The sequence below is a fragment of the Methylobacterium sp. D54C genome (genome assembly GCF_053345595.1).
The window spans coordinates 100,205-118,638 of record NZ_JBKFAK010000011.1 but is presented as its reverse complement, the minus strand read 5'-3'; the positions used below and the strand labels follow the sequence as shown (position 1 = coordinate 118,638).

The following is an 18,434-nucleotide window of genomic DNA, read 5'->3' as shown; positions in this document are numbered from 1 at the left end:
AGAGACTCATGTGCAGAGCTTGCAGCCGTCGAAGCCTCTTGTTTGGAGGGGTGGCGACGGTTGCGGCAGGGGGCGTTGCCGTCTCGGCTCGGGCAAGCCCCGCCTGCGTCACTATCGATACAGGTTTGCCTTTGACCTGCGCGTGGGATGCAGCGCAGGTCGAGAATTTTCAGGTCTTCTCGTCTTCTGGCCGCAAGCAGATCGACAACGCCCTCATCGCGGAATTGAAGAAAATACTGAAGGTATTTCCTATAAATCCGGGATTCAAGTTCATCAACGACACGTCTCCGAATGCCTTCGCTTCCCAGGCTAGCTCGGTGAAGGATACCGCCGGAACGGTCTTCATCGGCCTCAACCTCATCAACGGCGAGTTTAACGCGTCGGATTACGGCGGCGTGGCCGTGGCAGGCATTTGCGCTCACGAGTGCGGCCACATCTACCAGTTCAACACTCAGTGGGCTGCCCGGCTCAGCGGGCCAACAGCCAAGAGGGTTGAGCTCCACGCGGACTACCTCGCCGGTTACTACCTGGGGGCGGACGCATCCCACGCAAAGGACAAGGCCGAGGCCTTCGCGCACAGCCTGTTCGCCAAGGGCGACTTCAACTTCAACGACCGGAACCACCACGGCACGCCCGAGCAGCGTGTCGCCGCGATGCGCAAGGGGTACGAGGCGGGTCAAGCCAAAGTTGGCATCGAGGCTGCTGCGCAATCGGGCGCAAACTTCGTGGGGGGACTATGATCGGGAGAAACGGCTTGCTCGCCCTCGCGATGCTGGCGCCGACCGCCGCGGCCGCCCAGTACGGGGGCCCCCAATATGGAAGCGCGACCCAATACGTATGCCAGACGCCCGCGTTCTGGTGCGGCTTCGTTCTGCCGGGCGGCCCGACGTACCCAAACGGGACGCCGTGCCACTGCAACCAGATGGGCTACCAGGTCGGGGGGCAGATCGTGGCGAGCTCGGCATGGGGTCAGCAGCAGAGCCCCTATCCCGTCCCATCACCCAATCCCCTGCCGCAGCCCTACCCGCCCATTCCGACCCCATCTACGCCCGTACCGCCCCCCACGACGACGACGAGCGCGGATGATTGCTACCGAGGTCTCGGGAACTGCCCGGGTGCGTTCTCGGGGGCTCGGTGAGGTGGCGATAGGCCGCAGTAAGGAGTCGCCGAGATATGCGTCTCGGGTCCGTTGGCGGGACACCTATCGTACTCATACGGATGCCTTGAGGCCGGGTTGACCCGCTCAGAAAGCGGCGATGCATGGCTGCAACGGCCTTACGCCTCGCCTGCGGCCTTCCTCGATGCATCCGGGGTTCGAATGGGGCCAGGGAGGGGCGGTCCGCGGGGACGCACAGGCGCGGGCCGCGTTCAATCGGACAGGACAAGGGCCTGCGTCTTCGCTGCCCCGCAGTCGATCTCATCAAAAGCGCGGCACAGACAGGAGCCGCTCGAACTGGAGCTGGACCAGGGCCTCCTGTGCGCTGGTCGGCGAGGTTTCGACGACTGTACGAGGTTCGATGACCTTCAGCGTCCTTGGTTTCAGGCGATCCTCAATCCGGAGAGCCTCGGCCTTGCTGCGTGCGAGCCGCCCCTCAAGTTCCACCTTCCTGCGGGTCTGTTCCGCGGCGCTCATTTCGGTGAACCCTTCGATTTTGATCGCGGGTGAGGCGAGCTGGGCCGTGAGAGACTTCTCGGTCGCGTCGAGGCGAGCGAGTTCCTGGACCTCCTCACGCGAAGGGGCCCGCCCTGGCACCACCTTGGACTTGGTCTCCAGCACGGTTCTGACGACGGTCTTCGGCGGTGCGAACGTCACCTCCAGGCTGTGGTCGTCGATTCGCCCCACAGCCCCCGAGGGACCGAACGTGGCGCCGCCCGCCGGCAGCAACGTGAAACCCGCGCCGGCATTGGCGTCGACCTGCACGACGAACTCGAAGGTGTGACCTACGCTGGCGGGCGTGCGTGCGCTCGGCGTGGTCTCGTCGTCACGCCCAGCCGGATCGACGGCATCGAGCGCGCGGACCAACCACTCGGATAGGCCGGTCCTACCGAGAGACCGACCCGGCACGAAGGGGTGGTCCCTGACGTCGCGATAAGCTTCGCAATGGTATCCGCGGATCTCCGACAGCTTCGCCACGAAGTTCAGCTTGGCAATGCGACGCCTCGTATGCATGGCATCGACCCCGGCGTTCAGGCCGACGAGCACGTCAGCCGTGGCGACGGGCGTGCCGCCGACGGCCTTAACAGACCCCGTCTCGGTGATGTTCAGCGTCAAGGCATAAGCCGCCTCCCACCCGGTCAACCAAGGTCGGCTTTTGCTCGCGGTCGCTTTGACGACCGCTTCCTTCATCTCGCATTGGACGCTTTTGACGACGTCGCCTACCGCGAGTTGGTTCGCGTCGGGCAAGGCCGGCACGACTGTGGAGCAAGCCCCGCAATGCAGGATTGCTATGATCGAGCCTGCAATACGTACTGTATTCCGACAGACCATGATCCGCCCCGACATCGCGAGGAGGCCATTTTGGCTTCCTTGAGCAGGACGGATGCTGACACCCATGGTTGAGGCCGCAACCATCCGGCATCGACATGCTGTTGATGGGCCAACGCTTCTTGGCGCCTGTTGCGTTTAGGCTTCGGCGCGCTCGGATTATCCCGCACCGAGCCTCCGGTTGCGCCGAGACGTTGGTCGCCGGCGCAGGGTTTCGGCATTCGGACCCGAATGCCGGCCTGTCGGAGAACCGTCCGGCGGGCGATGACCGAGCCGGGCGTCAGCCCACATCCCGAGATGACCTTGAGGCAATCTGGATCCCGCCTGCGGCGAGGAACCGAGGCTCGGGAAACCTTAGTCCTCCGACCATATCCTGCCCCAGGAAGCCGAGCGGGCACGCGGTGAGGCCCAGCCACTCCGCGGCGAGGCAGAGCGTGGCCAAGAGGCACCCGGCATCTCGCCAGACGAGGCTGTACGGCTCCTCGTAGGCCGCAGCGACCTTCGCGACATCGGCGATGAAGCGGATGGTGCATCCCGTCTCCCGCCCGAGGACCGCACGCACCGCGGACCCGTTCAGCGCGCAGATGCGAGCCGCATCGACATCAAGGATGCCGAAGGCGTGGGCGTCCGGGTCATACCAGCGGACGAAACCCGCCACGCTATCGATGCAGATCAGGTGAAGGGGATGGAGCCCTCCGGCGGACGGAACGGGCCGCCGTCGGGTCGTGATCCCGGCGCGCCCGAGCGCCGGCTCCCCGGCATCCGAGGTGACGTGCCGGAGGAGCGTGCCTATGGCATCCCGCCCCACCTGGCCGCCGACCGCGGAGCGCCTGGAGGTGAGGACGTCCCCGAAGTCTCGCGAGGCCACGGAGGGCGACGGCGCAAAGGGCTCGAAGCCGAGGAGGGATGGCCGGAACTCGGTCCATTCGTCCCCCGGACGCCTGGGGCGGGGCTCTCTCAATGAGGCTCCCAGCCGAGCGCCTGCCAGGTCTGATAGTGTTTGTTGCAGCCCCTGCATCGGCCGCAAGCCAAGTTTCCGACGTGGCACGAATGCGCCCAAGCCAGCACTTCGCGCGGGATGCCGGAAGCACGGACCAAACCTGCGGCATCCAGGCCGATGGCCGGGGCGGTCACGGTGATCCCGCCTTCCTGAAGCGCCATGAGTCGCGAAACCGCATCGACGAAGTCCGGCCTGCCGTCGGCGTGCTCGCCGTCGGTGACCAGCGCCCCGATCATCAGGGTCCGGACCCCGAGCCCGACGGCTGCGATGCCGGCGAGGGTCAGGATCAGCTGGTTGCGAAAGGGCCACCACTCCGGGATTGGCGCCGCGTCGAGGGCCGGGCTCCCGGCTAGGTCGCCCGACCCGAGGGACGAGCAGTCGGCCCGAACCACCTCGTGGCGTAGGCCGAGGGCGGCGCAGACAGCCCCCGCCGCCTGTATCTCCGCGGCGGCCGGGCGCTGGCCGTAATCGACCGAGATCGCGACGTCGGGCCTCGTCCACCATGCGATGGCCGTCGAGTCCATGCCGCCGGAGAGGAGAAGACCCCTCATGCTGGCGGGAGCCGCCAGACGGCGCGGTAGGCCGCCGTGGCAAGGTCGTCGACGACGTCGCAGCCCGTACCCACGACCATCTTCAGGTCCTCGTCCTTGACGTTCTGCGCCAGGGCGACGACGGGGATACCTCGCCTCACCGCGTACCCGACCTCGAAGATCGTCCCGGGATCGAGTCCGTTCAGGACCGCGAACAGGACATCCGCCCGGTCCAGCCCTTCGATGTCCCTTGGCGCCACCACGTTCGCAGGCCCCGGGCCGACCTCGTGGCACGGCGAGAAAACCGTGGCGCCGAGCCCTCGAAGGACCATGCGCACCTCCTCCACGAGCCACCGTTGGCCGATGTCGAAGAAGGGAGCGGCAAGGTAGATGGTGCCGCGGCCGGGGCTCACCGGCTGGTGAGGAAGGGCGGCCAACGCGGCGGCCTCCATGACCGGCAGGGACCGCGTCTCGGAATATTGCGCCACGGCCCGGGACGCGGCATGTGCCGCCTCGGCCGGCGGCATGCCACGGCAGGCCCAGAGAGCGGCGAAGGTCGCCGAGAACACGTCGCCCGAGCCGATCTTCCAGACGCGCTCGGTCCGGTAGGCCGGCACGAGGGTCTCGCCGTCCCTGGTGATCACCAGGGCGCCGTGGCCCCCCATCTTCACCACGACGACCTCGGCGCCGTCCGAGATCAATTGCGCCGCCGCGGCGTGCGGGTCCCGGTGGCCGGTCATGTCGGCGGCCTCGGCCCTGTTCAGGACGACGGCGAGGCGCCCCGCCTTCGAGCCGTTCTCGCCGAACCGCCGAGCGCCGAAAGCCGATTGCGGGTCGTAGACCGCGATGGCCGCCTCGACGACCGCGTCGCCCTCCAACATGCCGTAACGCAGGACGACGTCGCCGACGACGCGGATCGGGTCCAGGGGCGGCAGTTCGTGGCGTGGCGGACGGATGGTCGGCGTCGAGAGGGGATGCAGGTAGTCGAAGACGATGGGGGCGGGCGCCGGCTCGGCCGACAGCGTGAAGCCCGAGCGCGCGGCCAGGGATTCCGCGTCCTTCCGCAGCGGTTCCGCGACGTACGAGATCAGCTTGGTTTCGCCCGGAACGAGTTGGGCGACGGCGGCGGCTGCCCGCCCGCCAGACCCGTAGACGGCGTTCCAGAGCGGCTGGATGCACCGCTCGACGTAGATCGCCCCGACTATGGTGAGCCCGCCCATCAGACCGGGTCCACCCGGACTTCGATGAAGCCGCCGGCCACGCTGGTCACGGATGCCGTGTACGACGCGTTCCGGTGGAGGATGCAGTCGATGATGGCAAGATAGCCGATAAAGGTGAGCGACCCTGCGACCCGGCCGGCGGCGTCCTTGACGACGAGCACAGGTGCGACACCGCCCGTCTGGACGCCCACGGTGAGCGGCGAGCCCTGGACCAGGCCGGCCGTCACGGCGGGATTGGGGCTGTTCAGCGCCCCCCGCCTGCTGACACGGCAGGGGTCTACGTCGGGCGTGCCCCCCGTGTCGCCGAGATCGCCGCGGGTGTCGTTCGTGCCTGACAAAGGTTCCTCCCCTTCGTTCTTGAGGAGGCGTTTTCCGCGAAACGCCCAGGCGCGTCAACGATGAGGTTGTACAAAGGGGCGGAAATTCGCCTCATGGTTGCCCACATCACTGCGTCCAGGACTGACGCCCTGCACCCGAGACCCAGGCAGAGTTCGAGGTACCTCCGTTCGAGATCGCGGTAGCCGCGCACCGGATCGGCGCCCGCGGCGAACACGCCCATCACCTGGCAAGCGCGCACGATATGGACGTCGAGGATGGCGACGTCGTCGCTGGCGCGCCGATTGCGGACAATCCAGGAGGCGGTCTTCGGTCCGACGCCCGGCAGCTTGGTCAGGACGTCACGCAAGGCCGCGTCACCGAAGCTCGCCTCATCCAGGTCGAGGATGCCGTCCAGGCAGGCCGAGAGATACCGCGCCCTGGTCCGTGCGAACCGGTAGCGGACCTTGCGGCCCCCGACGTCGAGCGGCTCCGACAGCAGCCGCTCCGCGACGTCCGGCGCCAGCGTCTCGGCGGACTGCGCCCTCAAGACGTCGCGGACGCGGACGAAGGCGGCCAGGCCCACCTCGGCGGGGGCGCCATGGCCGCCCAGCAGGCAGGCGGCGACCTCTTCCGCCAGCGTGGCTCCCAACCGGAAGCGCGGACCGGTCGGAAGGTCGGACTGCCATGCCTGCGCGGCCCAGAACGCCGGCGTCAGCGGATGATCGAACCGGCCCCATGACACGCCCGGGACTACCTCGCCATCGGGGGACGGAAGGTCGAGGGCTGCCAATCGGCCGTCGACCAATCCCAAGACCCGTTGCATGGCGACCTCTGTGATGCAATTGCATGAAAATGCATAAATCTGAGACCGACGTCAATGAGCGATGACGAAATGCTGGTATCCCTCCGGGAGCGCATGGATGCGTTGGGGCTATCGCAAGCCGCCGTCGCGAATGCGTGCGGATTGTCCCAGCCACATCTTAGCAAGGTACTGGCTCGTAGAGTGAAACTGGCGCCGAAGACCCGAGCGGCCATTCGCAGGTGGCTTGGGCGCCCCAGCCCGTCCGATGTGCCGTCCGAACCCGGCGAATGGGAGGAACTCATTGAGCGCCTGCGCTCGCGGCCGACCGCACGGCTCATGCAAATTATGCAAATCCTTCGGCTCTTGGACCGCCTTTCACCCTAGCGATTAAGGCGTTGCGCGCCGGGGAAGCGGTAGGCGGGTGAGAGGAACCGGGCCTTCACCCCGTGCGCCGTTCGGGATGCCGACGGGCCGCCGGAGATATTAGCGGCGGCCGCGACAGTCGGGCAGCGGAAAGCTGGTACGCCGCCATTCCCGGGCGGACGGGACTTCACGCTGCGGCGGCCCGGCCGGCGGGATGCAGCCCGTCCCGCAAGACGTCGGCGACCGCGCGCGTATGTAATCCCACCCCGTCGGAGGCGGGTCCTTGTGGTTACGCAGGATTGTTTATCCCGTCCTTAGACGACGGACGGCCTAGCGCTCGGGAGCTGCCCTCGGGCGGACGGAAATGGCTCGCCGGGCAAGCAGCCTTCGTGGCTCCTGTCCATGTGCGGCAGCCTCCTGGGGGATGCCGTCGACCGCGAGCGCGGCAGGTCAGCGCGTTCTGGCGCCACGAGGTTTCGCCCGCGGTCGCGGGAGGCGAGCCCGGGGGGGCGACCCAGGGCCGGCCTGTGCGGCCAGGGGGAAGTCGCGGCATGGCGGTGCCTCGGCCCTCCCGAGAACCGCGGACCGTCCGCAAGGGGTGCTGCATCCCTGGGGCGCCTGCACCTGCCGTCAATCGTCGCTGCGGCTGTCCACCCGGCGGTATGCGCTGATCACGTACTTCGTGAGGGCAAATTTCGGCTCGATCTTCTTGGCGGCGGCCTCGGAGGCGGCGACGTCGGTCTTCGCCTGCTCGTCCTCGCGGTCCGAGACGAGCGTGGTGTCGGGCAAGGTCTGCCGGGTCCCGTTGACGAGGATCTGGTTGGTCCAGCCGTACCCGACCAGCTTGCTCTCGAAGGTCTGCCGGGCCTGGGCGCTCTCCGGCCCGGCGGTGTTCATGTCGAAGCTCACGATGAGGCGGGGCACGGGCTGGCTCCTCGATGCGGGGGGCGGTCAACGCCGCGCAGGGCGTTTCGATCCCTGGCCTCCGCGCGGACGCGGGGGCCGCCCGGCCCGCGGGAACCGTCGGGAAACCCGCGGGAATGTCCCGGCTTTTCGCCCTACGCGCTGTTTACGGCTAGGAAACCGTCTGTCCCCAACTCATTGATTTCCATCGGGTCCGGATCGAGCCGATCTGGTCTCGATGCGCGCTCATTCGCGCGGATCCGGCGAAACCTGCGGGAAACCTGCGGGAGGAAATCTCAACCGAGAACGGGCCGTCGACCGCATGCACGGGCACGCCCGGCAGCCGGCGGCACCGACCCGGCGCACGACGTCGGCGGCGGGCAAGGCGCGCCTGGCCCGACCTCCCGATGCCCGCGTTGTCGGCCGGCCCCGAAAGCCCGACGTGAAGAATGGGCATGACCGTTCTCCGTCCCGACAAAGGACCGGCGTATCCTTCTTGCGTCCGGCGCGCCCGCCCGATCCGTGCCCGAGCCATCCGGCCTCGAAGCGAGGCAAGGCCGGATGGCCGTCCCGCGCTCGGCCGGCCGGATTGGCCAGGGGACGACCGGCGCGCCGGACGACGACATCGAGGGGCCGCGCCGTCGCCGGCGCGAGCTTGTGGTCCAGGAGGCGAGGCTGCGGGCGGCGATGGATCGGCCGCCAGGCTTCCTCTGCCCGAGCGAGTAACATTGTGACGGTAAGCCGGCGCGCTGTCGCCAGCGGCGTCAAGAGGGACTTCTCACGGGATGGATCCGTTGCCGGTTTAGCCGGAATGGTCGGGATTCCTTCGCGGCACTCGGATGACGGCGATCGCGCCGAAAAAGGCGGCGGAAGCCGCGACGGCGAAGGCCGGGGCGAAGGCCTCACCTTCTGGCCCGGCGCCCGCCACCGCGCCCAGCAACGCGATGCCCAGGGCGAAGCCGCCCTGGCGCAGGGTCGACGAGAAGCTGGACGCCATCCCGGCCCGTGCCGCCGGCGCCGAGGCGATCAGGGCACCGGAGACCTGTGCGTTGATCAGGCCGGCCCCACTCGCCGCCACGAGCATCGCGACGACCGTTTCGGCGAGGGGGCGGTCCCAATGGAGCGTCAGGGCGAGCGCGGCCGTGCCCGCCGCCAGGACCAGGAGGCCGAAGCCGAAGAGCCGCGGCCATCCCCATCGGACGGCGAGGCGGGCGCCTTGCGGCGGCAGGACCAGCATCGGCAGGGTCAGCGCGAGCATCGCCAGCCCGATCTCGTCCGTGGCGAGCCCGTAGACCGCCTTGAGGGCGAGCGGCAGGTAGACCAGGACGGACCAGTAGCCGATCGAGAGGGCCACGAGCGCGCATGCGATGCCGAGAGGCTCGCGCCGCGTGACGAGGGCCGGATCGAGCATCGGCCTTGCCTGGCCGCGCTGCCTGCGGACGAAGACGAGGCCCAGGCCGAGAGCCCCTGTAACCAGCATGGCTCGGGTCGGAACAGACGCGCTCCCGTCCAGCAATGCCAGGACACACGCGAGGAGGCCGCCGCTGAGGAGTGCGACCCCGGGGATGTCCAGGGGCCTGCCCTCCGGGTCGAACGTCTCGGCCACCTTCGAAGGCACGGCGCAAGCGACGGCGAGGCAGATGGGCAGGTTGACGAGAAAAACCGCGCGCCAGCCCAACGCCGCCGCGAGGAGCCCTCCGAGGCTCGGCCCCAGCACCATGGCGGCCCCGGTCGTCACGCCCAGCAGCCCGAAGGCGCGCGCCCGCTCGGCCGGTAGCGGATAGGCGAAGGAGAGCGAAGCCAACGCACCGGTGATGACGAAGGCTGCGGACGCCCCCTGGAAGGCTCGCGCCGCGCAAAGTGTGGCCGCGCCTCCGGCAAGACCGCAACCAAGGGACGTGACGGCGAAGGCCATGTTGCCGGCCAGCAGCATCCGGCGTCGACCGTATCGGTCGGCCAGCGCCCCCGCGATCAGCAGCGTGCCCATGAAGGCCACGCTGTACGCCTCGGTGATCCAAGCCGCCGTCCCGACGTCGAGATCGAAGGCCGCGGCGATCGCAGGCAGGACAAGGGCCACCGCCGTGAGGTCGAGCTGAGGCAGGCAGGTGGCGAGCGTCAGCGTCCGGGCGGTCGCCAGGGCGGGGGAAAGCCAGCCCGGGGGAGGTGCCGGCGAACGGTGTCGGGTGGATGCCATCCCCGTGGCATGACGTGGAGGCGAGGATGAACCAACTTCCAACCCTTCACGCGCGCATGAATTTGCTTCATGCAGCTTTGATGCGTGGCTTGCCCCCATTCGACGCGCTGGTCGCCTTCGAGGCGGTTCTGCGACACGGCAGCATGACACTGGCTGCGGCAGAGATCGGCGTCACGCAGAGCGCGGTGAGCCATCGTCTGCGCCGGCTGGAAGCCTTCGTCGGGACGCCCCTCCTTCGGCGTCTCCATCCCGGCCTCGCCCCGACCCCGGCCGGGGTGGCCTTGGCCGAAGGCTTCGCGGATATTCTCGCCGGGATGGCGGCCTTGCGGACGCGCTGCCGCGCCGCGACGGCGCCCGAGCGCCTGCAGGTCGGCGTTGGGTCGGCCGTCGCCCAGTATTGGCTGGTCCGACGCCTGCCGGCATTCATGGCGGCCCATCCCGACACGGACGTGGAGCTCGTCCTTCTGCCGAACTGCGACGCCGCACGGGCCGCCAGCCTGGACGTGCGCCTTCTCTGGCTGACCGCCACGGAGGCCCGGGCCAGCAGCACGCGGTCCTTGTTCCCGCGGGAGACCGTCTTTCCGGTTTGTCGGCCCGACCTATTGCGGGGCGAGTGCGCCTACGGCGACCCGGGTACGCTGCTGCGTCTCCCGCTGCTGCACAAGGGGCGGGACGATGGTCCCGATGGTGCGTCGGAATGGGCGTGGCGAACCTGGTTCACGCGCCTGGGACATGCTTCCCCGGTGCCGAGGGGGCTGCGTCTCGACGATATCGGGCCGGCGATCGGCAGCGCCCTCGAAGGCACGGGTGTCGCCCTCGCCCGTTCTCTCCTCTGCGCGGACGCCCTGGCGGATGGGCGCCTCGCCCGGGTGCTGCCGGCCGACCGGGACATGCCGAGCGCCAAGGTGCAGGTGGCGACCTGGACCGCCGCACGGATCGGCGATGCCCGTGTCCAAGCTTTCGTGCGCTGGGTCGTCGAGGCCGCCGAGAGAAGTCCTGCCTCGTCGAAGCCGCCTCCTGTCCTGGCCTAGTTGCAGCCGGCCGGCGGTGGCACCCGGGCCGAGCGCCTCGCCGTTGATCTGGCGGTGGCTTCCGCGGCTCCCTGAGGAGCTGCCTTTCGCAACGGTGGCGGGCCTTGATCTGCGCGAGCCTCCCGATCCCCTTGTATCCGGTGGCCCTGTTGGGCCGGGGCACCTCGTCGACCTTCCTTGATGGACACCGAGCGTAATCGCCCTCAATCACCAAGGATGCTCAGGCTCGACCATCTCACCGTCATCGCCCCGACGTTGGCCGAAGGCGTCGAACATGTGCGCGCTTGCCTCGACCTCGACGTGCCGTTCGGGCAGCGCCACACCTACATGGGCACCCACAACCATCTGCTTCAGCTTGGGGGCCTGACCTATCTGAAAATCGTCGCCGTCGATCCCGATGCCGCGCCTCCCCGACGCGCACGTTGGTTCGGGCTCGATGACCATGGGCGGGTCCGGCGCGATTGGGACAATGGATGTCGCCTTCGTGGATGGGTCGCCAGGACGGCCGCCATGGATTGGGCGCTCGAAGGTCGCGAGGGCACCTTCGGACGCAAGGTCGGGCTGCCGTTCGACGACCCTGTGTTCGACTTCGCCATCCCGGAGGATGGCTCACTGCCCTTGGATGGAGCGGCCCCGTCCCTGATCGACCGCCGCGGCAAGGCGCGCTCGATGGACGCCATCGCCGACCTCGGTGCGCGCCTGTGTAGTTTCACCGTCGCACACCCGGAGCCCGATCTGCTTGCCGAGCTGCTGCGTTACTGGTCAATCGACAGGCCGCCCGCCGTCATCGCCGGCGTCGAGCTTCGCTACAGGGCGCAGATCGAGACACCACGCGGTCCCAGGGAACTGGCCTGATCCCTTGCCGGTGGGCGAAACGACAATGGTGCTTGTCCTCATCCGGCGTCACTCGGAAGAGAGCCGTCAGGAAACCGATCGGTCTCAGCCCGCGGCGCGTTCCAATCGGTCCCGATCCTATCCCGTTCCCTCGGCTGCTGGTAGAATCTGGCTGGTGAAGCCCCGAGGGAAACGAGCCATTCCCGCGCGGCCCGATCCGCCTGGAGCGAGCCGCGTCCAGGCAGATTTGGCGCCACTTTTGGAAAACCGTCGGGACGATATCGACCCTTCGTTTCCGTTCCCGGGAGGCCAAGCGAGCCTGTCGCATGGGTTCACGTGGCCGGGCGTCGCCCACCGAACGGCATAGCCTACGGCGGACGGCGGACGGCGTACGTTGCGACGAGGGACGGACCGCGACATGTTCGGCCTCCAACGTCTTCCGGGCAGCCCATCATGCGCGAGGCCGAGTTCAGACGCTTCCTGATCGGGCGCCTCGGTGCCCGGTCCATCGACAGCTACGTCGCATACTGCCGGCGGGTCGAGAGCGAGCTCGCGGTGGACCTGGACAGGTGCGGGCTGCGGCCGGAGGAGATACGGGACCTGACCCAGCGACTGCGCGCTGCAGGAGCCGCGGACAAGAGCGCCAGCAATTGTGGCTCCGCCTTGAGGGCTTATGTGTCTCTACTGGGTTCAGAGGAGACCTCGGACCATCAGGCCATCGCCGAAACCACGGCCAAGCTACCTCACCATCGGGACGATGGCATGAGCGGGATGCCCAAGGTCGGCATCGATGCGGCGCCGATGGACGGTCCTATGGCCAAAGCGACCGTGAAGGAGCTGCTGACGACCTACGGCGATGTGATGGCCGAGCTGCGTCGTCGCGGGGTGATCCGGACGGGCAACGCCCCGGTCGGTGACTATGCCGAGTTGCTGTTTTCGAAGGCGTTCGATTGGAGGCTGGAAGGGAATTCGGCCGTGGGGTACGACGCGGTCGACACCCAGGGATGGCGTTACCAGATCAAGGGGCGCCTGCTAGCCCACGACAGGGCCTCGCGCCAACTCAGCGCGATCCGCAAGATCGACGACCAAGCCTTCGACTATCTGGCCGCCGTATTGTTCGACCCGGGATTTGGGATCCGTCGCGCCGCGGTATTGCCGCACGCGCTCGTACGGGCCCGGGCCCGGAAGTCGGAGCACACCAACAGCTGGATCTTCTATCTCGACGACAGGGTCTTAGCGGCGGAAGGCGTTCGTGACGTCACGGATGCTCTCACCGCGATGGCCAACCAAGTCAAATAAGTCTTGTGAGCATCGCCGCGGTGGTTCAGCGGTCCGGAATCGACAGGCGCGATTTAGCGGCTTCGCGCCCGCCGGCCCGAGAAAGCGTGGTGTGAAGGCTAACTCGGCTCTCACCGGAGATAAGCCCCCAAACGGGTGAAGCCTCTCGAAGGACAGGTTGCGTTGCTTCGTAGCCGCTCCGATGAGATGCCTGCGGCTGCTTCGGGCGATCGGCGCCAGATTTCTACATCGGAGCAACCCACGCTCGGCGTGCTACGGAACGCCTGGGCCGGATCCGGCCCGGAACACTCAGCTATCAGACACGCCGCCGCGTCCTTGCCGTGTGCTCCGTTCAGTCGGTTCTCATTCCGGCGGAGCTTGCCCGAACCATACGCAATAGGTTCGGTCTCACGTTTCCAAGAGAGAGATCAGGGCCAGCTGGCAACAACCTGCAAAGTGGCGACAATCTCCTGGAAATGCTCGGCGGATCTTGCGGCTCTGGGAATGTGGTCCCCTCTGAGGCCATCGGAATATCGACAATCGAAGACGGGTTTCCGCGCACGCAGCGAGTATGGGATCAGGCTGTGCAGGTTTGGTATTTGGCCAAGTCTGTACGTGCCATCATCCCAATCTATTACCTGATTGAGTGGAGAAAGTCGATCGACAATGTTGTGTCTTATCGCTGGCTCAAGTCTATTGCCGTATATGCGCCAGCCCGCAGTCATGTTTCCTTCTGCGTCCGCCCGCTGATTGTGCATTTGAATGACGTACCCTAGGTAAGAAGGGCTACCTCTGGGGATAAGCAATCCCGTACCTTCCCATGATGCGTTGCATTGATCCCATTCCCTTCTCCATGCGACCAATTTGCTGCCAAGATTGTCGGTGCCCTGAATGGAGAACAAATCAGGAGCGACGGGCATGATGAAATAATCGCTCGATGCTAGGGTGGATCTGTTCAACGCGCCGAGATTCGGACCGAGATCGATTAGGACCAAATCAGCTCCGATTCTGTCGGCCGCAAATTGGATGTACCGATGTATGGCGGACTGCGCTCTCAGGGCAGGTTCTGCTCCACCTCGCGCCGAACTCCATGTGTCGCCTAATAAATCCTCAAAATTGCTCAGCCTAAGATCGCCAGGAACAAGGAAAAGATCGTATTCTTCTGCGACTTTGGTTGGCGCGCGCGATCTAATATCACCGGTTGTTCTATATACTGGCTGAACGGCTTGAAATATGCTGTTTCCCTCGTCAGACCAAGACCGTCGTATTAAACCATCGGTTAGGCAGTATGATGTCAAATTGCATTGGCTGTCACAATCTACCATAAGTACCGTGAGTCCACTTCTGGCAAGGAGATGGGCCACGTGGTACATATATGTTGTTTTGCCGACCCCTCCTTTGTTATTGAAAATACTGATTGTCTTTGCCATCAAATAGCTCCCTCGGCATTCCCGATCGATACAGGGCGTCGCGGGCGTGATATCTCATGCGAAGAAATCAACCACAAGGTGACGCTAGGCCACGCGCGATCGACTTGGCCTATCAGTGGTCGTGGAACTGGCTGCCCGCGTCAGATCCCGGTCGAGGAAGTTGGCTGTCCCCAACTCATTGATTTTCGTCGTGTTTGGATCAGGCCGAGCCAACCCCGACGATGGCCCGTTAACCCGGATCCGGCAAAACCTCGGGGCAACTTGCAAAGGAATTTCCGGCCGGCGAGCGGGCCTTTCGAAGCCTGCAGCAGGACTTATCGGCGAACTTTAACGGCTTCCCGGCTATAGCATCGGCGCAAGGCAACACACGCTTGGCCCACCCTTCCGCAGCCTGCGGCCCCTGCTCATATCGAAGAAGCGGCGTGACGAATGGATATAGTGACCTTCGGTCTCGACGGCGGTTGGCATCGCCATCGTTGGGCGACGGGGCGATAGAGGAGCCGGCCCCTATGCGACGGCCCGCATGTCGAGGATTTTGGGAAGATCGAGTAGGCATCGTTCTCCCTCCCCACCCGACTGGACAGCCGGCAGCGCCTTCCGATGGCAGCTATTGCCAGCCGGCCGGCGATTTCGCCCCAGGACCGTGCGCGGATCTCGCGAGGAAGGCCGACATCGGCGGCATTGCGGTTCGGCGGCATCTTGACCGTGCGGGCGGGCGCCTGTGCCCGCAGGCGGTCGATGACCCGGGGCACGCCCGGGAGCGGACCGGGGGCCTGCGGGCTCCGTCTGCCCCGGCGCGACAGGTCCGACGTCCAGCGGACGGTTGGCGGCATCGACCTAAGGCAGCGCGACAGCTTGCTGTTTTGCTGTTGCTGAGTAGGGCCGTAATCGCATGGCCGTGGGACCACGACGCTCGCCCCCGTGGCAGCATGCTGTCACCATCCGGCTTACCGGCTGGCGGTGCGGGGACGCGCTATGCCGGAGGGGAAGGCCCCCGCTATGGAGAGCCCACAAGCTATGGAACGTGAAGGGCGGCCAGCCCCGCGATGGCTGGCCATCCGCCGGACGCGCGGGCCGCCACTTCGATCCCGGGCCTGCATCGTTGTGGCTCGGCACGGAAATCGGTCGGTCCTCACTCATCGACCCCCTTGTGGGGTGTCCCGCTCGATCCCCACCCGGTCCCATACCTTTCCCGGTGATGTGCCGGGAGTTGACCGGAGCGGATCTTCGCGATTCTGGCGATCCTATTGCCGGATCCCGTCCCCCTTCAGGCTCCATCCAGGTACCAGCGCTTCCCCTCGCACCGGACCACCCCCGCCCCCCTTAGGACGGCCTTCGCGGTTTCCGAGGCGCCTGACCTGATGCCGGCCGTCTGGGCCGCGGCGTCGATCTCGCGGCCGGTCATGCCTGCGGCGCCGGCCGCCTTCAGGATCCCCAGCACCGCCTTCATCGCCTCGGCCGCCTTTGTCCCGGCCGACCCCTGGCCGTCGGGCGGTCCTGCGCGCAGGATCCCCTCCATGGCAGCGTGGAGCTCCGCGATCCGTGCCCCCTGCCGGTCGATCGCCTCCGCGAGGCCGGACGCCGCCGAGGCGGCGGGGGGCGTGGTCGGTACGGGATCCGCGTCGACCGGCCTACCGCGGGCTTCCAGGAAATCCCGGGCGGCCTCGACGTAGACGGAGCTCGTCGACCGATTCTCGTCGGTGGCGAGGTGCTCCATCGCCCGATGAACGTTCGGCGCGACGTAGACCATGACCTTGCGGTTGCCCCGGGGCTTGCCGCCTTCCGGGGCTTGTTTCGATGAGGGCACAGCTTCGAGCTCGCTGATGGGGGCAGCAAGCTGTCATGCCAGCGGGCGGTTAACTTCGGCTGTGTGGCCGGTCGAAGTGCGGTGGATGGCCGGCTGCAGGGCGACATGCTGTCATGCTGTCAAGGATGGCGCGTCGTCCTTCCCTACCGGGGTTGGGCCGCTCTCCTCAGGGCGAAGGCAGCCGCACTGGATCGAAACGCTCGAAGGAGACCCTGCCGAAGTCGCCGACGGTCAGTTCCTGTCGGTCAGTGCGGCCCGTTCCGGCATCAGCGACGCAACGCACCAGAGAGGCAGCGAACCACTCCCGGCTTCGTTTGTCGTAGACGAAGCGGTACTCGGCGACCGTGCCGCCGTCCCTGCCCTGATCGAAGACCGTGAAGGCACCGGGCTCGGCGCGGAGGTAGCCAGACACTGCACCGTACGGACCGCAGGTGAGCAGCCGCGCGTTCGTCGCCACCTTGCGCAAGCGGCCCGTGGCGTCCCGCTGCATGAGCGCCACCTCCAGTGCTCGGCACGCGCCGGCGTATGCCGGCGGCGGCACCTCGATCACCAGCAGCGCGTCGTCCCGGCCTTCCCCGGTCAGGTCGCCCATGATCGAGTCCACGACCCGCGCGCCGACCGCGGCGGCCGCGAGCGAGGCTGCATCGCCGGGGCCTGCATCCTGTGACATAGTCCGTCCTTCCCCGGGCGAGTTAGGCCGCGTCATCGCCTCGTTCGTCGATACCGCGACGCAAGCCGTTGCGGGCGCAAATCCGCCCTGATGCCGCGCCGATCCGCCGGCCGCGGGTTTTGAGGTCGCGCAAGGAGTCTCCGGTTCCTGTGTGCTGGCACGGAAGAGCGCTTCGTCCTCGTCCTCGTTCTGCAGACCGCCTCGGCACGCGGCCAAGCCTTCGCGGTGGTACCCGGCCGCCGACCAAGGCGGATCCGAGGCGTTGTCGAGCCTTTGACGAGGATCGGGCGGGCACCCCCCGACTGCGTCGGCCGGCGACCCCTCGCGGCACACAGGCGGGCGGAACGTGAAGGGCTCAGTGCTGCCGGACCCGCACCGCCCTGTGCCGGGTGCAGCCGATGGGCCGAGGAACGCCCTTCCTGTGACACTGGAACTGCCTGGACCTATCGAGCTTGATTAACCACCGGAGTTGCGGTTTTCTGTAGGTAGCCGCCGCTCTTCGGTTGATCGACGCGGCTAGGTCGCCCGGCCCGGACCCCGGTTGTGATCCAGCGCAGCCGAGGGCGGTCATTCCCTGGCGCCTCATCCGGACCGGGCGACTGTCCGCCATCCTACTGCGCGGGGCTACTCGCGGAGGGGCTTCGGCTCCGGCCTCGCGGCTCGGGTCAGGCTCTGGATCGCTCGCGGCGGCCGACCGGCCTTCCGGGCGATCTCGTCCTCCTGTCGCTCGACGAGCTCTCGTGCCGGCTCGTCGCCATCCAGGCCACCGAGGATCTCCATCGGCACCCGACGGTTCGAAGCGCGGCTGCCGTCCTCGAACACGACGTCGAACAGGACCGTGCCCCGCTCTTGCGGTAGCAGCTTGGTACGTTTGGACATGCCGAGTTGATACGCCCGTCGGCCTCCGACGGCTAGGCGACCGGAGTGTCATGGCTCGGGTATCGCGCCGACCGAGCGGGGTTCATATGGTCGCCATGATGCCTCGCCGATCCTGCCGGACCCCCGACAACTGCCGTGCCTCCGGTCGCGGCGGTCCCTGCCGAACCTGCGACGCGGAGGCGATAGCCCAGCGTGCCGTCTTGCTGCGCGAGCGTATCCTGACAAACCGGGCCGAGGGGCGGCCCCCGTATGCCAAGCGCGACGATAATGGAGGGCTTGGCATTCAGCCGTTGGGCGCTATCGCCGATCGAATTCCCCGCGAAGACGGAGCTAGTCCTCCGCAAGGATCGAGAGATTGATCCTCGATTCGATGATGAGGCATCGGACCGCGAGCGAGGCAGATCGACCGTTGTCCCCCTGCGCAGCTACGGCCCGCGCCAGGACCTCAAAGCTTCTGAGACGAAGCTGCCGTTGCCTCCGCGAGTTCGAACGCTGCCGAGATGCCACGAAAGCCTACTGACTCCACCACAGATTAAGAAGAGCCCCGCACGGGGCCCTTCCATTAGTCGGAGCGGCACCTCTCCGCCAGTCCGGTTGCGTGCCGTGCAGGAGGTAGGCGGTCCCCTTGGGCGTCAGGCTGCCTCACAGATATGGTCGAGGATGCGCTCGGCGATGGCGACCTTGTCCTAA

The 18,434-nt window shown here is 67.0% G+C and carries 17 protein-coding genes; 5 read left to right on the top strand and 12 right to left on the bottom strand.

The features are described 5' to 3' along the window. Nucleotides 1–50: 50 nt before the first annotated feature. Complete coding sequence (locus ACLBYB_RS20565) at nt 51–740, top strand: hypothetical protein (protein WP_447699876.1); 690 nt, start codon at nt 51–53, stop codon at nt 738–740. Nucleotides 741–1,420: 680 nt separating this feature from the next. On the opposite strand, the gene ACLBYB_RS20560 is transcribed toward ACLBYB_RS20565, so the two are convergent. From ACLBYB_RS20560 to ACLBYB_RS20535, 6 genes are all read right to left on the bottom strand, one after another. Next, nucleotides 1,421–2,554 (bottom strand): hypothetical protein, encoded by a 1,134-nt coding sequence (locus ACLBYB_RS20560; protein WP_447699875.1) that lies wholly within the window; start codon nt 2,552–2,554, stop codon nt 1,421–1,423. A 211-nt stretch (nt 2,555–2,765) separates the two neighbouring features. Then, complete coding sequence (locus tag ACLBYB_RS20555; RefSeq protein WP_447699874.1) at nt 2,766–3,143, bottom strand: hypothetical protein; 378 nt, start codon at nt 3,141–3,143, stop codon at nt 2,766–2,768. 299 nt (nt 3,144–3,442) lie between these two features. Next, the gene (locus tag ACLBYB_RS20550) at nt 3,443–4,036 is read right to left on the bottom strand and encodes a 7-cyano-7-deazaguanine synthase (RefSeq protein WP_447699873.1); all 594 of its coding nucleotides are present in this window, start codon (nt 4,034–4,036) and stop codon (nt 3,443–3,445) included. Beyond that, entirely contained in the window at nt 4,033–5,235 is a 1,203-nt protein-coding gene (locus tag ACLBYB_RS20545; RefSeq protein WP_447699872.1) for a PfkB family carbohydrate kinase, read from the bottom strand. The genes ACLBYB_RS20550 and ACLBYB_RS20545 overlap by 4 nt, the downstream gene beginning before the upstream one ends. Next, a complete protein-coding gene (locus tag ACLBYB_RS20540) occupies nt 5,235–5,462 on the bottom strand; it encodes a hypothetical protein (RefSeq protein WP_447699871.1) in 228 nt (75 codons plus the stop codon). Before ACLBYB_RS20540 ends, ACLBYB_RS20545 begins: the two co-directional genes overlap by 1 nt. A gap of 50 nt (nt 5,463–5,512) precedes the next feature. After that, complete coding sequence (locus ACLBYB_RS20535) at nt 5,513–6,376, bottom strand: 8-oxoguanine DNA glycosylase (RefSeq protein WP_447699870.1); 864 nt, start codon at nt 6,374–6,376, stop codon at nt 5,513–5,515. A 54-nt stretch (nt 6,377–6,430) separates the two neighbouring features. On the opposite strand from ACLBYB_RS20535, the gene ACLBYB_RS20530 reads away from it, so the two are divergent. Then, nucleotides 6,431–6,739: a helix-turn-helix domain-containing protein gene (locus ACLBYB_RS20530; RefSeq protein ID WP_447699869.1), complete on the top strand. Its 309-nt coding sequence runs from the start codon at nt 6,431–6,433 to the stop codon at nt 6,737–6,739. Between the two features lie 609 nt (nt 6,740–7,348). Here the strand turns inward: ACLBYB_RS20530 and ACLBYB_RS20525 are convergent. Together ACLBYB_RS20525 and ACLBYB_RS20520 are read right to left on the bottom strand one after the other, a co-directional pair. Further along, nucleotides 7,349–7,642 (bottom strand): hypothetical protein, encoded by a 294-nt coding sequence (locus ACLBYB_RS20525; RefSeq protein WP_447699868.1) that lies wholly within the window; start codon nt 7,640–7,642, stop codon nt 7,349–7,351. A gap of 781 nt (nt 7,643–8,423) precedes the next feature. Further along, the gene (locus tag ACLBYB_RS20520; protein WP_447699867.1) at nt 8,424–9,815 is read right to left on the bottom strand and encodes an MFS transporter; all 1,392 of its coding nucleotides are present in this window, start codon (nt 9,813–9,815) and stop codon (nt 8,424–8,426) included. A gap of 80 nt (nt 9,816–9,895) precedes the next feature. On the opposite strand from ACLBYB_RS20520, the gene ACLBYB_RS20515 reads away from it, so the two are divergent. The 3 genes from ACLBYB_RS20515 (at nt 9,896) to ACLBYB_RS20505 (ending at nt 12,979) form a co-directional block, all read left to right on the top strand. Further along, nucleotides 9,896–10,846 (top strand): LysR substrate-binding domain-containing protein, encoded by a 951-nt coding sequence (locus ACLBYB_RS20515; RefSeq protein WP_447699866.1) that lies wholly within the window; start codon nt 9,896–9,898, stop codon nt 10,844–10,846. A 216-nt stretch (nt 10,847–11,062) separates the two neighbouring features. After that, nucleotides 11,063–11,701, top strand: a complete 639-nt coding sequence (locus ACLBYB_RS20510; protein ID WP_447699865.1) for a VOC family protein — start codon at nt 11,063–11,065, stop codon at nt 11,699–11,701. Between the two features lie 432 nt (nt 11,702–12,133). Then, on the top strand, nt 12,134–12,979 hold the full coding sequence (locus ACLBYB_RS20505) for a hypothetical protein (protein WP_447699864.1): 846 nt from the start codon (nt 12,134–12,136) through the stop codon (nt 12,977–12,979). Between the two features lie 407 nt (nt 12,980–13,386). On the opposite strand, the gene ACLBYB_RS20500 is transcribed toward ACLBYB_RS20505, so the two are convergent. From ACLBYB_RS20500 to ACLBYB_RS20485, 4 genes are all read right to left on the bottom strand, one after another. Beyond that, nucleotides 13,387–14,388 (bottom strand): ParA family protein, encoded by a 1,002-nt coding sequence (locus ACLBYB_RS20500; RefSeq protein ID WP_447699863.1) that lies wholly within the window; start codon nt 14,386–14,388, stop codon nt 13,387–13,389. Nucleotides 14,389–15,655: 1,267 nt separating this feature from the next. Continuing rightward, nucleotides 15,656–16,195, bottom strand: a complete 540-nt coding sequence (locus tag ACLBYB_RS20495) for a hypothetical protein (RefSeq protein WP_447699862.1) — start codon at nt 16,193–16,195, stop codon at nt 15,656–15,658. Nucleotides 16,196–16,361: 166 nt separating this feature from the next. Continuing rightward, the gene (locus tag ACLBYB_RS20490; RefSeq protein WP_447699861.1) at nt 16,362–16,865 is read right to left on the bottom strand and encodes a hypothetical protein; all 504 of its coding nucleotides are present in this window, start codon (nt 16,863–16,865) and stop codon (nt 16,362–16,364) included. 624 nt (nt 16,866–17,489) lie between these two features. Then, nucleotides 17,490–17,744 carry a hypothetical protein gene (locus ACLBYB_RS20485; RefSeq protein ID WP_447699860.1) on the bottom strand — a complete coding sequence of 85 codons (255 nt, stop codon included), beginning with the start codon at nt 17,742–17,744 and terminating at the stop codon, nt 17,490–17,492. Nucleotides 17,745–18,434: the final 690 nt, after the last annotated feature.

Bases quoted from the DNA above. Each gene is read 5' to 3' on its own strand.
- ACLBYB_RS20490 (WP_447699861.1), bottom strand. From the start codon at position 16,865: ATGTCACAGGATGCAGGCCCCGGCGATGCAGCCTCGCTCGCGGCCGCC.
- ACLBYB_RS20500 (WP_447699863.1), bottom strand. From the start codon at position 14,388: ATGGCAAAGACAATCAGTATTTTCAATAACAAAGGAGGGGTCGGCAAA.
- ACLBYB_RS20515 (WP_447699866.1), top strand. From the start codon at position 9,896: ATGCGTGGCTTGCCCCCATTCGACGCGCTGGTCGCCTTCGAGGCGGTT.
- ACLBYB_RS20535 (WP_447699870.1), bottom strand. From the start codon at position 6,376: ATGCAACGGGTCTTGGGATTGGTCGACGGCCGATTGGCAGCCCTCGAC.
- ACLBYB_RS20510 (WP_447699865.1), top strand. From the start codon at position 11,063: ATGCTCAGGCTCGACCATCTCACCGTCATCGCCCCGACGTTGGCCGAA.
- ACLBYB_RS20550 (WP_447699873.1), bottom strand. From the start codon at position 4,036: ATGAGGGGTCTTCTCCTCTCCGGCGGCATGGACTCGACGGCCATCGCA.
- ACLBYB_RS20520 (WP_447699867.1), bottom strand. From the start codon at position 9,815: ATGGCATCCACCCGACACCGTTCGCCGGCACCTCCCCCGGGCTGGCTT.
- ACLBYB_RS20485 (WP_447699860.1), bottom strand. From the start codon at position 17,744: ATGTCCAAACGTACCAAGCTGCTACCGCAAGAGCGGGGCACGGTCCTG.
- ACLBYB_RS20560 (WP_447699875.1), bottom strand. From the start codon at position 2,554: ATGGGTGTCAGCATCCGTCCTGCTCAAGGAAGCCAAAATGGCCTCCTC.
- ACLBYB_RS20545 (WP_447699872.1), bottom strand. From the start codon at position 5,235: ATGGGCGGGCTCACCATAGTCGGGGCGATCTACGTCGAGCGGTGCATC.
- ACLBYB_RS20505 (WP_447699864.1), top strand. From the start codon at position 12,134: ATGCGCGAGGCCGAGTTCAGACGCTTCCTGATCGGGCGCCTCGGTGCC.
- ACLBYB_RS20530 (WP_447699869.1), top strand. From the start codon at position 6,431: ATGAGCGATGACGAAATGCTGGTATCCCTCCGGGAGCGCATGGATGCG.